The organism is Pseudomonas sp. BMW13 (assembly GCF_013357275.1).
Taxonomy (GTDB): domain Bacteria; phylum Pseudomonadota; class Gammaproteobacteria; order Pseudomonadales; family Pseudomonadaceae; genus Aquipseudomonas; species Aquipseudomonas khazarica.
In genome coordinates this window covers 125439-139581 of record NZ_SUKD01000004.1, presented here as the reverse complement: position 1 = coordinate 139581, position 14143 = coordinate 125439, and the positions used below count along the sequence as shown (strand labels likewise).

At 66.5% G+C, this 14143-nt stretch carries 10 protein-coding genes; 3 read left to right on the top strand and 7 right to left on the bottom strand.

Annotated features, from left to right (window positions below; translation table 11 throughout):
• Window positions 1-42 precede the first annotated feature (42 nt).
• Window positions 43-1545, bottom strand: a complete 1503-nt coding sequence (gene lysS / locus E4487_RS04340) for a lysine--tRNA ligase (RefSeq protein WP_037049380.1) — start codon at window positions 1543-1545, stop codon at window positions 43-45.
• Window positions 1546-1659: 114 nt separating this feature from the next.
• Window positions 1660-2755, bottom strand: a protein-coding gene (prfB, locus tag E4487_RS04335; protein ID WP_134677070.1) for a peptide chain release factor 2 whose coding sequence is annotated in 2 segments (ribosomal slippage) — window positions 1660-2682 and window positions 2684-2755 — 1095 coding nt in all. Because the reading frame shifts where the segments join, the coding sequence is not laid out codon by codon here.
• Window positions 2756-2905: 150 nt separating this feature from the next.
• Between prfB and E4487_RS04330 the strand changes: the two genes are divergently transcribed.
• Window positions 2906-4549, top strand: coding sequence for a diguanylate cyclase domain-containing protein (locus E4487_RS04330; protein WP_150606086.1), 1644 nt, complete (start codon window positions 2906-2908; stop codon window positions 4547-4549).
• Here the strand turns inward: E4487_RS04330 and E4487_RS04325 are convergent.
• Window positions 4542-6194: a GMC family oxidoreductase gene (locus E4487_RS04325; protein ID WP_373921502.1), complete on the bottom strand. Its 1653-nt coding sequence runs from the start codon at window positions 6192-6194 to the stop codon at window positions 4542-4544. The genes E4487_RS04330 and E4487_RS04325 overlap by 8 nt on opposite strands.
• A gap of 206 nt (window positions 6195-6400) precedes the next feature.
• On the opposite strand from E4487_RS04325, the gene E4487_RS04320 reads away from it, so the two are divergent.
• Window positions 6401-8176: a SulP family inorganic anion transporter gene (locus E4487_RS04320; RefSeq protein WP_175252779.1), complete on the top strand. Its 1776-nt coding sequence runs from the start codon at window positions 6401-6403 to the stop codon at window positions 8174-8176.
• 13 nt (window positions 8177-8189) lie between these two features.
• Here E4487_RS04320 and E4487_RS04315 read toward each other — a convergent pair whose 3' ends face one another.
• Window positions 8190-8933, bottom strand: a complete 744-nt coding sequence (locus E4487_RS04315) for a tellurite resistance TerB family protein (protein WP_150606090.1) — start codon at window positions 8931-8933, stop codon at window positions 8190-8192.
• Between the two features lie 381 nt (window positions 8934-9314).
• Here E4487_RS04315 and dapA point away from each other — a divergent pair, with 381 nt between their 5' ends.
• Window positions 9315-10181 (top strand): 4-hydroxy-tetrahydrodipicolinate synthase, encoded by an 867-nt coding sequence (gene dapA, locus E4487_RS04310; protein WP_175252778.1) that lies wholly within the window; start codon window positions 9315-9317, stop codon window positions 10179-10181.
• 18 nt (window positions 10182-10199) lie between these two features.
• Here the strand turns inward: dapA and recJ are convergent, their stop codons facing one another.
• The 3 genes from recJ to gtfA all read right to left on the bottom strand — a co-directional run bounded on the left by recJ (window position 10200) and on the right by gtfA (window position 14140).
• Window positions 10200-11909, bottom strand: a complete 1710-nt coding sequence (gene recJ / locus E4487_RS04305) for a single-stranded-DNA-specific exonuclease RecJ (RefSeq protein ID WP_175252777.1) — start codon at window positions 11907-11909, stop codon at window positions 10200-10202.
• 187 nt (window positions 11910-12096) lie between these two features.
• Window positions 12097-12636, bottom strand: a complete 540-nt coding sequence (locus E4487_RS04300; protein ID WP_037049391.1) for a YaeQ family protein — start codon at window positions 12634-12636, stop codon at window positions 12097-12099.
• Between the two features lie 64 nt (window positions 12637-12700).
• On the bottom strand, window positions 12701-14140 hold the full coding sequence (gtfA, locus tag E4487_RS04295) for a sucrose phosphorylase (RefSeq protein WP_175252776.1): 1440 nt from the start codon (window positions 14138-14140) through the stop codon (window positions 12701-12703).
• Window positions 14141-14143: the final 3 nt, after the last annotated feature.

Genomic DNA, 14143 nt, shown 5'->3' with positions numbered 1-14143 from the left:
AGATAGCAAGAAGCCGCCCTTGGGCGGCTTCTTGCTGGAACATCAGGCCTGCGGGCGCATGTGCGGGAACAGGATGACGTCGCGAATCGACGGCGAGTTGGTCAGCAGCATCACCAGGCGGTCGATGCCGATGCCCTCACCGGCGGTCGGCGGCATGCCGTATTCCAGTGCGCGAACGAAGTCGGCATCGTAGTGCATGGCCTCGTCGTCGCCGGCGTCCTTCTCGGCCACCTGAGCGAGGAAGCGTTCGGCCTGGTCTTCGGCGTCGTTGAGCTCGGAGTAGGCGTTGGCGATCTCGCGGCCACCGATGAACAGCTCGAAACGGTCGGTGACGCTGGGGTTGTCATCGTTGCGACGGGCCAGCGGCGAGACCTCGAACGGGTACTCGGTGATGAAGTGCGGCTGCTCCAGCTTGCTCTCCACCAGTTCCTCGAAAATCATCACCTGCAGCTTGCCCAGGCCTTCGTGGCCGAGCACCTTGGCGCCGGCCTTCTTGGCGATGGCACGGGCCTTGTCGACGTCATTGAGGTCGGCCTCGGTGAGGTCCGGGTTGTACTTGAGGATCGAGTCGTACACCGACAGGCGCACGAACGGCTCGCCGAAGTGGAACACCTTGTCGCCGTACGGCACGTCGGTGCTGCCCAGCACGGCCAGGGCCAGCTCGCGGAACAGTTCCTCGGTGAGGTCCATGTTGTCGCGGTAGTCGGCGTAGGCCTGGTAGAACTCGAGCATGGTGAACTCGGGGTTGTGCCGGGTCGACACGCCCTCGTTACGGAAGTTGCGGTTGATCTCGAACACTTTCTCGAAGCCGCCAACAACAAGGCGCTTGAGGTACAGCTCCGGGGCGATACGCAGGAACATGGCCATGTCCAGCGCGTTGTGATGGGTCTCGAACGGCTTGGCCGCGGCGCCACCGGGAATGGTCTGCAGCATCGGGGTTTCGACTTCGAGGAAGCCGCGCTCGTTGAGGAAGCGACGGATGTGCGCGATCACCTGCGAACGCACGCGGAAGGTGTGGCGGGTTTCCTCGTTGACGATCAGGTCGACGTAGCGCTGGCGGTAGCGCTGCTCGGTGTCGGTCAGGCCGTGGTGCTTGTCCGGCAGCGGGCGCAGCGACTTGGTCAGCAGGCGCACGTCGGTCATGTGCACGTACAGGTCACCCTTGCCGGAGCGCGCCAGGGTGCCTTCGGCGGCGATGATGTCGCCCAGGTCCCAGCTCTTGATCGCTTCCAGGGTTTCGGCCGGCAGGCCCTTGCGGTCGACGTAGACCTGCAGGCGACCGGAGGTGTCCTGCAGCACCATGAAGGCGCCACGGTTGAGCATGATGCGCCCGGCGATCTTCACCGGGATGGCAGCGGCCTCCAACTCTTCCTTGCTCTTGCCCTCGTACTGTTTCTGCAGCTCGGCGCACAGGCTGTCGCGGCGGAAGTCGTTGGGGAAGGCAATGCCCTGCTCACGGACGGCAGCAAGCTTTTCCTTGCGCTGGGCAATCAGCTTGTTTTCTTCCTGTTGCAGTTCGTTCTGGTCGAGTTGTTGGTCGCTCATTGCGGGTCGTCCCGGTCAAATCATCATTCTTGAAAGATCGCTACCAAGCTGAAACGGATGCCTCCGGCAGAGGTTCACCCGCTCCGACTTGCAGCTTGAAGCTTGCGCCTGCTCTTAAAGGCCCTGCTTGAGGCTGGCCTCGAGGTAACCGTCGAGATCGCCATCGAGCACCTTCTGGCAGTCGCTACGCTCGACGCCGGTACGCAGGTCCTTGATCCGCGAATCGTCGAGCACGTAGGAGCGGATCTGGTGCCCCCAGCCGATGTCCGACTTGCTGTCTTCCAGTGCCTGCGAAGCGGCGTTGCGCTTCTGCATCTCCAGCTCGTACAACTTGGCCCGCAGCATTTTCATGGCGGTGTCCTTGTTGGCGTGCTGCGAACGTTCGTTCTGGCAGGCCACCACGGTGTTGGTCGGCACGTGGGTGATCCGCACCGCCGAGTCGGTGGTGTTGACGTGCTGACCACCGGCCCCGGAGGAGCGGTAGGTGTCGATGCGCAGGTCGGACGGGTTGATCTCGATGTCCACCTTGTCGTCGATCTCCGGCGAGACGAACACCGCCGAGAACGAGGTGTGGCGGCGCGCGCCGGAGTCGAACGGGCTCTTGCGCACCAGACGGTGCACGCCGATCTCGGTGCGCAGCCAGCCGAAGGCGTACTCGCCCTTGATGTGCACGGTGGCGCCCTTGATACCGGCGACTTCACCCTCGGACAGCTCGACGATCTCGGCACTGAAGCCGCGCTTGTCGGCCCAGCGCAGGTACATGCGCAGGAGGATGTTGGCCCAGTCCTGGGCCTCGGTGCCGCCGGAGCCGGCCTGGATGTCCAGGTAGCAGTTGTTCGGGTCCATCTCGCCGCTGAACATGCGGCGGAATTCCAGCTTCTCGAGAATCTCGCGCAGGCGCTCGACTTCGGCGGCGATATCGCTCACCGCGCCTTCGTCGTTCTCTTCGGCGGCCATTTCCAGCAGGTCCCTGGAATCGGCCAGGCTGCCGGTGAGGTCATCGATGGTTTCGACGATCTGCGCCAGCATGGCGCGCTCACGGCCCAGGCTCTGCGCGTACTCGGGCTTGTTCCAGACGCTGGCGTCTTCCAGCTCGCGGTTTACTTCGACCAGGCGATCATGCTTGTGATCGTAGTCAAAGATACCCCCGAATCGACTGGGTTCGCTCGGACAGGTCCTTGATGGCGTTGAGGATCGGATTGATTTCCATGGTGGTCGGCGCTCGCGGCAAATCGGACGGAAAAGCAGGCGATTATACCCGAGCCGGCCCAGGCTGGCAGCCCACTATCGGCAGTCAATCGCAACTCTCTGGATCAACGGTGCATATACTGAGCTGACGACTTCAGACGAGCCCCACCCCATGCTCCCATCACACAGCATGCGCAGCCATATCGCCCTGTTCATCGCCGTCCTGGTCAGCCTGCTCTGCGCCCTGCTGGGGTCGTTGATCAGCCAGCACAGCAGCCAGCAGATTCGCCAGAACGTCGGCGGCGACCTGGCGGAGGTGTCGTTCGCCATGGTCGGTCGTCTCGACCGCGACATGGCCTCGCGGGCCTCCGTACTGCGCCTCCTTGGCAGCCAGCAGGCGCTGCTCGCGCCGAACGACTCGCGCGAGATACGCCGCCTGCTGGACAGCCTGCAGCAGGAAATGCCGAGCATGTCCTGGATCGGCTTCACCGATCCGCAAGGCCTGGTCCTGGCCTCCAGCAACGGCGTGCTCGAGGGTGTCAGCATCGCCCAGCGGCCGGTCTACCTCCAGGGCCGTAATGGCCTATTCATCGGCGATGTGCATGACGCGGTGCTGCTCGCCAACCTGCTGCCCAACCCGACGGGCGAGGCGATGAAATTCGTCGATATCAGCCTGCCGATTCACGGGAGCGACGGTAATCTGGTCGGCGTGCTGGCCAGCCACCTGTCCTGGGCCTGGGCCGATGAGGTGCGCCGGTCGATCCTGGCGCCGAGCCAGGACCGCCACCTGGTCGAGTTCTTCGTGATCGGCCAGGATCACAGCATCCTTCTCGGCCCGCGCGCCATGATCGGCCAGAAGCTGGAGTTGCCCGTTCTCGGCGAACTGCAGCCTGGCCAGAGCCGCTGGAGGATTCAGCGCTGGCCCGATGGCAAGGAATACCTGACTGGCCTCACCCTGAGCCAGGGTTATCAGGACTACCCCGGCCTGGGCTGGACGGTGGTCGCGCGCCAGTCGCTGGAGCAGGCCTATGCCCCGGCCCATGAGCTGCGCACCAACATCCTGTTCATCGGTGGCGGACTGGCGCTGATCTTCGCCTTTCTCGGCTGGCTGATCAGCGGCTACTTCACCCGCCCGCTGCAGGACATCGCCAGCGCAGCGGATCGCCTCAGCGCCGGCGAGGCGACGGAAATCCCCGAATTGCAGGGCAGCCGCGAAGTACGCCAGCTGAGCCATTCGATCCGCCACCTGGTGGAAAGCCTGACCCAGCAGCAGACGGCCCTCGGCGTGATGGAAAGCCTGGCTCACCACGATGCGCTCACCGGGTTGCCCAACCGCATCGCCCTGGAGAAATTCCTGCCCCTGGCACAGCAGCGCAGCCGCCTGCTGCAGGGCTGCCTGGCCCTGCTGTACCTCGACCTGGACGGTTTCAAACCGATCAACGACACCCATGGCCACGCGGCTGGCGACCAACTGCTGGCCGAAGTCGCACAGCGCCTGCGCCACTGCCTGCGCGAGGGCGACATGGTCGCGCGCCTGGGTGGCGACGAGTTCGTGATGGTGCTGCTGGTGCCCGAGCAGGACGCCCAGCGTCATGCTCAGCTGGTGGCCGAACGCACCATCGCCGCGCTCGGCATGCCCATCACGCTGGAGGCGGGACAGGTCAACATCGGCTGCAGTGTCGGCGGCGCGATCTGGCCACAGGATCACGACAACCTGGGCAACGTCCTGCAACTGGCCGACCTGGCGCTCTACCAGGCCAAGCACGGGGGGCGCAACTGCGCCCGCTTTCATCAGCCAGCGGCTGACCTCAGCTGAGCGCGACGGCCTGGGGCGCAACGACGCTCGCCGGGCGCTGCGCATCCTCGGCGATCATCTGCGCGGCCTTCTCGGCGATCATCAGTACCGGCGAGCAGGTGTTGCCGGAGGTGATGCTCGGCATGATCGACGCGTCGACCACGCGCAGACCGGCAATGCCGTGCACGCGCAGACGCGCATCGACCACGGCGTCGCGCCCCTGGCCCATCGCACAGGTGCCGACGGGGTGGAAGATGGTGGTGCCGATCTCCCCCGCCGCCTGCCGCAAGTCCGCGTCGCTGCGATAGTCCGGCCCCGGCTTGTATTCCTGCGGGTGGTAGGGGACCAGTGCCGGGGCCGCGGCAATCTCGCGGGTCAGGCGAATCGCATCGGCGGCCACCTGCAGATCGCGCTCGTCACTCAGGTAGTTGGGGCGGATCGCCGGCGCGACACTGGCATCCGCCGAGCGGATTTCGACGCAGCCACGGCTCTCCGGGCGCAGGTTGCAGACCGACGCGGTGAACGCGGGGAAGTCATGCAATGGCTCGCCAAAGCGTTCCAGCGACAACGGCTGCACGTGATATTGCAGGTTGGCGCGCGCCTGACCGGGGTCGGATTTGGCGAAGGCGCCGAGCTGGCTGGGCGCCATCGACAGCGGCCCGCTGCGCTTGAGCAGGTACTCCAGCCCCATGCCCAGCTTGCCCCAGGGCGTGGCGGCAATGCGGTTCAGCGTCTTCACCCCCTCGATGCGGTAGATCAGGCGCAGTTGCAGGTGATCCTGCAGGTTCGCACCCACCCCTGGCAGTTCGTGGCGCACGCCGATCCCCAGCCGTTCCAGCAGCGGTCGCGGGCCGATACCCGAGCGCTGCAGCAAGGCCGGCGAGCCAATGGCGCCGGCGCACAGAAGCACTTCGCGGCGCGCGGCGATGCGCAGCGCCCGCCCCTGCCAGCGCAGCTGCACGGCGTTGGCGCGGCCCTGCTCCAGCTCCAGGCGCTCGGCCTCGGCACCGGTCAGCACCTGCAGATTAGGGCGCTGGCCGATATCGCGCAGAAAGGCTTTCGAGGCGTTCCAGCGCACGCCGTGTCGCTGATTGACCTGGAAGTAACCGCACCCTTCGTTGTCGCCGCCATTGAAGTCGTCGATGCTGGCGATGCCGCGCTGCGCCGCCGCGTGGCGGAAGGCCTCGAGAATCTCCCAGGACAGGCGCTGGCGCTCGACCCGCCACTCGCCATCAGCGCCATGCAGTTCGCTGGCTCCGGCAAAATGGTTCTCCGAGCGCTTGAACAGGGGCAGCACGTCGCGCCAGGCCCAACCCGGGTTGCCCGCCGCCGCCCAGCCGTCATAGTCGGCAGCCTGCCCGCGCATGTAGATCATGCCGTTGATCGAGGAGCTGCCGCCGAGCACCCGCCCACGCGGGTACTTCAGCGAACGACCGTGCAGGCCGGGGTCCGCCTCGGTGCTGTAGCACCAGTCGGTACGCGGATTGCCGATGCAGTAGAGGTAACCGACCGGGATGTGGATCCAGGGGTAGTTGTCCGGGCCGCCGGCCTCGATCAGCAACACGCTGACGGAGGGGTCTGCGGACAGACGATTGGCCAGCAGGCAACCGGCCGGGCCGGCACCGACGATCAGGTAGTCGTAACTCTCCAGGGGCAAATGCGCCATGAGCATCCTCGCGAGGCGGCGGATCGAAACCTCGAGCCTAACGGGCATCGCGTCGCAACAGTATGATCTTTTGGTCTGACATGCAGCGCGTGAATATCCCTGCAGAACCTCTGCGGAAACACCGGCAAGACAGTGCAACGCCGCCAGGCTGGTGAGGCGCCCCTACTCTGCGCTTTACTAGGCAGATGTCTCCCGAGCGCCACGCGATGCCCGCCCCTCACTACAAATCGCTTCCCGTCATCGTGCAGCAACGCGGCTGGCGACGCTGGCTCCCTGGTCTGCACACGCTGCTCCACTATCGCCTGAGCTGGCTGCCCAGGGACATCGCCGCCGGCCTGGTGCTGACCAGCATGCTGGTGCCGGTGGGCATCGCCTATGCCGAAGCCTCGGGCGTCGCCGGCATCTACGGCCTGTACGCCACCATCGTGCCACTGCTGGCCTACGCCCTGTTCGGCCCCAGCCGCATCCTGGTGCTCGGCCCCGACTCGGCCCTGACCGCAGTGATTCTCGCCGTGGTCCTGCCGCTGTCGGGAGGTGACCCGCTGCGGGCGATCACCCTGGCCAGCATGATGGCCGTGGTAGCCGGCCTGACCTGCATCGTCGCCGGCCTGCTGCGCCTGGGCTTCATCACCGAGTTGCTGTCCAAGCCGATTCGCTACGGCTACATGAACGGCATCGCCCTGAGCGTGGTGATCAGCCAGACGCCCAAGCTGCTCGGCTTCTCCATCGACAGCCAGGGACCGGTGCAGGACATCTGGGCCATCGTCGGCGGCGTACTGGACGCGCAATTTAACTGGGCCAGCCTGGCCATCGGTGGCAGCACGCTGGCGCTGATCCTGCTGCTGCGGCGCTTCAAGCGCCTGCCCGGCATCCTCATCGCCGTCACCCTCGCCACCCTGGCGGTGGAGCTGCTGGACCTCGCCCGCCATGGCGCCAGCGTCCTCGGCGAACTGCCGCAGGGGCTGCCGGGCTTCACCCTGCCCTGGCTCAGCGGCATCGATCTGTCCGCCGTCGTGCTCGGCGGTGTGGCGGCGGCGCTGGTCGCCTTCGCCGACACCAGCGTGCTGTCGCGCACCTATGCCGCGCGCAGTGGCCGCCATGTCGACCCCAACCAGGAGATGGTCGGCCTGGGGGCCGCCAACCTGATCGGCGGTTTCTTCCAGGGGTTCCCGATCAGCAGCAGCTCGTCACGCACACCGGTAGCCGAGGCCGCCGGGGCACAGACGCAGATGGCCGGCGTGGTCGGCGCCCTGGCGGTCGCCCTGCTGCTGGTCGCCGCCCCCAACCTGATGCAGCACCTGCCCACCAGCGCCCTGGCGGCGGTGGTGATCGCTGCCGTGATCGGCCTGTTCGAGGTGCGAGACCTCATGCGCATCTATCGCGTGCAACAGTGGGAGTTCTGGCTGTCGATGGCCTGCTTCGCCGGCGTCGCCACCTTCGGCGCCATCCCCGGCATCGGCATTGCCGTGCTGCTGGCGGTGATCGAGTTTCTCTGGGATGGCTGGCGTCCGCACTACGCGGTGCTGGGCCAGGTCGACGGCGTACGGGGCTTTCACGATATCCAGCGCCACCCGGAAGCCCGCCTGATACCCGGCCTGCTGCTGTTGCGCTGGGATGCGCCGCTGTTCTTCGCCAATGCCGAACAGTTCCAGCAGTGCGTGCTGCAGGCGATCACCCGCTCGCCGACGCCGGTGCGTCGCCTGGTCATCGCCGCCGAGCCGGTGACCAGCATCGACGTCACCTCCGCCGACATGCTCGCCGAACTGGAGCAGATGCTGGCCGAAGCCGGCATCGAACTGCATTTCGCCGAGGTCAAGGGGCCGGTCAAGGACAAATTCAGGCGCTTCGGGCTCCTGCGGGAAAACCGCGAACAGCGTATCCAGCCGACGGTAGGCGCCGCAGTCGACGCCTACCTGGCCGATCATGACGTCGACTGGCAGGCCGAGAACGCAGTGCCGGGCCGCGCCTGGCACAGGGACTGATGCGCACGCCGCATCAGCGGACGCCGGACAGCTCCTGACGCACCTGCGCCTCCAGCTCGGCCTTCAGCGCCGGCGCCAGCTGCAGCTGGCGCGCCAGCTCCTCGAGGTAGGCACGCTCCATGAAGTGCTCCTCATCCACCATCAGCACGCTGGCCAGGTACATCTCGGCGGCCATTTCCGGCGTGGTCGCGGCGCGGGCGACATCGGCGGGGTCGAGCGGCTTGTTCAGCTCGGTGTGCAGCCAGCCCTGCAGCTCGGCGTCCTGCGCCAGCTTGCCGAGTTCCTCCTCGATCAACTGACGCTCGCGGGCGTCCACATGGCCGTCGGCCTTCGCCGCTGCCACCAGCGCCTTGAGAATCGCCCGGCTGTGCTGCTCGGCCTGCGGCGCCGGCAGACGGTCCAGCGTCTGCGGCTCGAGCGGCTGCGCGCCACCCTGCTGGGCCTGCTGCGCCTGCCAGTTGCCGTAAGCCTTGTAGGCCAGTACGCCAAGCGCAGCCAGGCCACCGTAGACCGCCACCTTGCCGCCCACCTTGCGCACCCGCTTGTTGCCCAGCAGCATGGCCAGCGCCGCACCGCCGCCAGCGCCCTTGAGCATGGCGCCGAGATCGCTGCCGCCCTTGCTGCCGGAACCTGCGCCACCACCGAGCAACCCACCGAGCGCGCCGCCCAGCCCCGACGACGCACCGCCCGCCCCTTTCTGTTGCAGCAGGTCCTGACCGGATTTGAGCAGTTGATCGAGCAAGCCACGGGTATTCATTGAGCATCCTCCTGAGGAAATCCGCTCGAGTGTAGGCCTCGTCCCCTGGCCGGGCAGCCTGCGGAATGCTTCCAGATATTACCGTCGCTCGCGCTTGACAGCCGCGCGCCGGGCCAAGCACCATCGGCGAACGATTCATGCAACGGGCCTCCCATGTACGCCACCTTCGACCACAGCTCACTGCTCCCAGGCTTCCGTGCCTGCCAGTGCGCGTGCGTCGTCGTTGCCAAGAAATCCAAGAAACAGTCGCTCATTTGACCGGGGCGCGCTGTCCCGTCAGATGGGCTGACAGGACACCAGGCGCCAGGTTCATACCCTCCAGCACCTCTCCCGTACCCTCCCTGACGGCGACCAGACGGTCAGTCGCAAGGAGAGTTTCACATGTCCAGTTTCAGTGGTATCTGGGTCGCCCTGGCCACCCCGTTGCGCAACGGTGAGATCGACTTCGCCAGCCTCGATCGGCTGGTGCAGCGGTTGCTCGCCGATGGCGCGGCCGGCCTGGTGGTGTGCGGCACCACGGGCGAAGCCGCGGCCTTGAGCGAGGACGAACAGCTCGCCGTGCTCGACGCCGTGTTGCGCCAGGCCGCGCCGCACCAGGTGATCATGGGCCTGGCCGGCAACCAGCTGACTGCCCTGCTCGATCGACAGCGGGATATCCAGCGCCGCCCGCTGGCCGGGCTGCTGGTACCGGCGCCTTACTACATTCGCCCCTCCCAGGCCGGGCTGGAGCACTTCTTCACCACCCTGGCCGATGCCGCCAGCGTCCCGCTGGTGCTCTACGACATCCCCTACCGGACCGGCGTGCGGATCGAACGCGACACGCTGCGCCGCATCGTGCGCCACGCCAATATCGCCGCCATCAAGGACTGTGCAGGCGATGCGGAAACCACCATGGCCCTGATCGCGGACGCACAGGTGCAGGTGCTTGCCGGTGAGGATACGCAGATATTCAGCACCCTGTGCCTGGGCGGCCATGGCGCCATCTCGGCCTCGGCGCATGTCCGCACCGACCTCTATGCGCGCATGCACGCGTGCGTCATGCAGGGTGATCTGCGCGGCGCCCGGCAGTTGCACTATCGCCTGTTGCCCTGGATGCAGGCGGCCTTCTGCGAAGCCAACCCGGCTGCGCTGAAAGCGGCCCTGGCCCTGCTGGGGCTGAGCAGCGACGAGGTGCGCGCACCGATCCTGCCCTGCTCGCCGGCCAACCGCGAACAGCTGCGCCAGGTACTCGAAGGCCTGGCGAATTAGCTCGCGCGCTGCCCCGCCTCAGCGCGGGGCGATATGCGCCACCATCAGCTGCACGCTCTCGTTGCCGCGAAACTCGTTGAGGTCGAGCTTGTAGGCCACCTCGGCCCAGCGCAGCGTGGGGTTGGGCCAGATGTCGCGGTCGATGTTGAAGGCGATGCCGTCGAGCTGCACGCTGCCGCACTCGGTCTTGAGCACCAGCTTCAGGTGACGTTCGCCGACGATGCGCTGGCCCACGATCTGGAACACGCCGTGGAACAGCGGCTCTGGGAAATGCTGGCCCCAGGGCCCGGCATTGCGCAGTGCACGGGCCAGTTCGAGGTGAAACTCGGTGGCGTCGAGCTGGCCGTCGGAAAGCAGCCTGCCGGTGAGGTCATCCTCGCTGAGCTGACGGCGCACCTCGGCATCGAAGGCCGCGGCGAAGGCACCGAAATGTTCTTGCCGCAGGGACAGCCCGGCGGCCATGGCGTGTCCGCCGAACTTGCTGATCAGCCCCGGATGTCGCGCCGCCACCGCGTCCAGCGCGTCGCGGATATGCAACCCTGGCACCGAGCGCGCCGAGCCCTTGAGCATGCCATCGCCAGCATCGGCGAAGGCGATGGCCGGACGGTGGTAGCGCTCTTTCAGGCGCGAGGCGAGGATGCCGATCACCCCCTGGTGCCAGTCCGGCTCGAACAGGCACAGGCCGAACGGCATGTCCGCCACGGGCAGGTCCTTGAGCTGGGCCAGCGCCTCGCGCTGCATGCCCTGCTCGATGGCCTTGCGGTCCTGGTTGAGCTGGTCGAGCTGCACCGCCATGTCGCGGGCCAGCGCTTCGTCGTCGCTGAGCAGGCACTCGATCCCCAGGCTCATGTCGTCCAGGCGCCCCGCCGCATTCAGTCGCGGGCCGAGGATGAACCCCAGGTCGGTGGAGGTGATGCGCCGATGATCGCGCCCGGCCACTTCGAGAATCGCCCGCAGCCCGGGCCGCGCACGGCCGGCACGGATACGCGCCAGCCCCTGGTGGACCAGGATGCGGTTGTTGGCATCCAGCGGCACCACGTCGGCCACGCTGCCGAGCGCCACCAGGTCGAGCAGCTCGCCCAGGTTCGGCTCCTGGCGAGTGGCGAACCAGCCGCTTTCACGCAGGCGTGCACGCAGCGCCAGCAACACGTAGAACATCACCCCGACCCCGGCCATGGCCTTGCTCGGGAACTCGCAGCCGGGCTGGTTGGGGTTGACGATGGCGTCGGCCTGCGGCAATTCGGGCCCCGGCAGGTGGTGGTCGGTCACCAGCACCTTGAGCCCGGCCTCCTTGGCCGCAGCCACGCCTTCGACGCTGGAAATGCCGTTGTCCACGGTCAGCAGCAGGTCGGGCTGGCGCTGCAGCGCCACGGCGACGATCTCCGGGGTCAGGCCGTAGCCGTATTCGAAACGGTTGGGCACCAGGTAGTCGACATGCGCCGCGCCGAGCAGACGCAGGCCGAGCACGCCGACGCTGCTGGCGGTGGCGCCGTCGGCATCGAAGTCACCGACGATGAGGATGCGCTGGCGCTGCTCGAGCGCCTCGACCAGCAGCTCCACCGCCGCCGTCATGCCCTTGAGCTGCTGATACGGAATCAGCCGCGCCAGGCCCTTGTCCAGCTCCTCGGCGGACTGCACGCCACGGGCGGCGTACAGGCGGGTCAGCAAGGGCGGCAGGTTGCCCAGGTCGGGCAACTGAGCAGGCAAGGGACGGGCTTCGATACGCATGAACAAAAGGTCGCTTTTCAGATGTGGCCCGGATGCAGTCCGGACATTGGGTAGGGGCGGCCCCGGATCGCATCCGGGCTACGGCTCGACACTCGCCGGGCTGATGCGCAGGGTGGGCGACACGGCATCCATCCACCCCGCACACGCGTTGTGCTGGACGAAAAGGGCGTCGTCCACCCTGCAAAGCTCAGCGCTGGCCGGCCAACCACTCCAGCGGAATCTCGTGCTGGCCGCGCTCGTCGGTGACGAACAGCTCGCCATCGCTGATCATCACGCTCCAGCTGAGCGAGCGCGGCAGGTCCAGTGACAGCTCGGCCAGCGCCTCCTGCCCCAGGGCCACGACGTTGATGTTCTTCAGGCTGCGCACCGGGTCGAGGCACTTGCCCTGCCACACGCGCAGGTTGCCGTAGGCCACCAGGCTGAACTTCTCGGTACGCCGCGAGCACCAGGTGATGCGCTCGCTGTCCGGTTGCCCCACTTCGATCCAGTGCAGCACGCGATCATCCAGGCTCTTCTCCCACAGCGCCGGCTCGTCGACGTCCGACAGACCACGACCGAAGGCCAGTTGCTCGTCGTAGAACAGCGCATAGGCGATCAACCGCGCGGCCAGGCGCTCCTCGGTCTCCGAAGGATGGCGGGCGACGGTGAAACGCAGGGTCTGGTAGACGCTGCGATCCATGTCGGTGAGGTTCAGGTCGATCTTGTAGGTGGTCGATGGCAGGGCCATGGCGGGCTTCTTGGCTGGTCGAAAGAGCGCAAGTCTACCGCGAAAGCATGGCCCCCGCCGACCTTCAGCAGGTCATGTGGCAGATCCCCCGCTGCTCGTCGCTGTACTCGATGTTCGCCTGCAGGCTGCTCAGGTCCAGGTGCAGGCGGCAGTAATGCTCGCCATGGCGCCAGGCCAGCAGCAGTTGGTCATCCGCCGAATAGTTCTGTTCGAAACGCCCCTCGAAGGCCGGGTGCCGGCAGCGGAAACGCATCAACGCCAGCAGGCGCTGCACCAGCGGTTGCTGCAAGGCCTGCTCGGCCTCTTCGACGCTGTAGTAGTGGCGGTTGACGTCGCGGGCCTCGCCGGTTCGCTCGAGCAGATCGAAATCGTTGCAGCCGGCGAGCAGGCCGACGTAGTACACCTGCGGGATGCCGGGGGTGAAGAACTGCATGGCCCGTGCGGCAATGTAGGCCTCGTCGTTGCGCATCAGCGCCTCGTAGAAGGTGCAGGTCAGCTGATAGATGGCGCCCACGCTGTGCACGTTCACCGCCGAGCGGCGCAGGATCGGGTCGGCGCTGCGCGTCGAGATCTCGTCGACCAGGTACTGGATCTGCGCCTCGGGCAACATGCCCTCGACATCGGGAATGCAGATGCCGTCATGGGTATCGAGCACGGTGATCTGGTTGCGTGGACACATGCGCAGCCAGTGTTTGAGGTAGCGGCTGCTCCCCGTGAGCAAGGCATGCAGCACCAGCGGCGGCAAGGCGAAGGCATAGGGGCGCATCTGCCGGCGCGAGATGGCGTACTGGTAGCTGATATGGTCGTGCACCTCCGGGAGCATCTCGGTCTCGTACTTGGCCCCGGTTTCGCGAAACCATTCGAGGATACGATAGACGTTCGGCTCCACCAGGAAGCAGCTGGTGCCGATGCGCTTGGTGGTGTAGCCGAAGGCGTCCAGACGGAACAGCTTGACCCCGCGCGCAGCGAGGAAGGCCATGTACTGCTCCATCAGCTGGTAGGTCTGTGGCGAATCGTAGTTCAGGTCGATCTGCCGTTCGGTGAAGGTGCACCAGACCCGGCAGGTCCCGCCGTTGGCCAGCCGCACGTCGCGAAACGGCTCCTTCTCCTTGCGGATATGGATCTTGGCCAGGTCGTCATGGCTGATCTCGCCCAGGCTGTCGACCTGCACGAACAGCTCCGCGTAGGGTGAGTCCTGGCCGCGCGCGACGAAATCGAGGAACTCCGGTGACTCGTCGGCGATATGGCTGATCACCAGGTCGACGCACAGGTCGAAACGCGCGGAGATGCGTTCGACATCCGCCCAGTCGCCGTAGCGCGGGTCCACCTCCATGTGGGTGAGCGGCGAGAAGCCACCGTCGGCATTGGACGGATACAGCGGCAGGATATGCACACCGCCCAGGGCATCGCCCAGGTGCCGGTCGAGCAACTGGTAGAGCTCGCCCAGGTTGCGCCCCAGGCGGTCGGGATAGGTGATCAGTTGAACAGCATTGCGCAGTGTCATGAG

Excerpts from the sequence above, each read along its gene's own strand:
- lysS (WP_037049380.1), bottom strand. The coding sequence starts at position 1,545 with ATGAGCGACCAACAACTCGACCAGAACGAACTGCAACAGGAAGAAAAC.
- E4487_RS04330 (WP_150606086.1), top strand. The coding sequence starts at position 2,906 with ATGCTCCCATCACACAGCATGCGCAGCCATATCGCCCTGTTCATCGCC.
- E4487_RS04325 (WP_373921502.1), bottom strand. The coding sequence starts at position 6,194 with ATGGCGCATTTGCCCCTGGAGAGTTACGACTACCTGATCGTCGGTGCC.
- E4487_RS04320 (WP_175252779.1), top strand. The coding sequence starts at position 6,401 with ATGCCCGCCCCTCACTACAAATCGCTTCCCGTCATCGTGCAGCAACGC.
- E4487_RS04315 (WP_150606090.1), bottom strand. The coding sequence starts at position 8,933 with ATGAATACCCGTGGCTTGCTCGATCAACTGCTCAAATCCGGTCAGGAC.
- dapA (WP_175252778.1), top strand. The coding sequence starts at position 9,315 with ATGTCCAGTTTCAGTGGTATCTGGGTCGCCCTGGCCACCCCGTTGCGC.
- recJ (WP_175252777.1), bottom strand. The coding sequence starts at position 11,909 with ATGCGTATCGAAGCCCGTCCCTTGCCTGCTCAGTTGCCCGACCTGGGC.
- E4487_RS04300 (WP_037049391.1), bottom strand. The coding sequence starts at position 12,636 with ATGGCCCTGCCATCGACCACCTACAAGATCGACCTGAACCTCACCGAC.
- gtfA (WP_175252776.1), bottom strand. The coding sequence starts at position 14,140 with ATGACACTGCGCAATGCTGTTCAACTGATCACCTATCCCGACCGCCTG.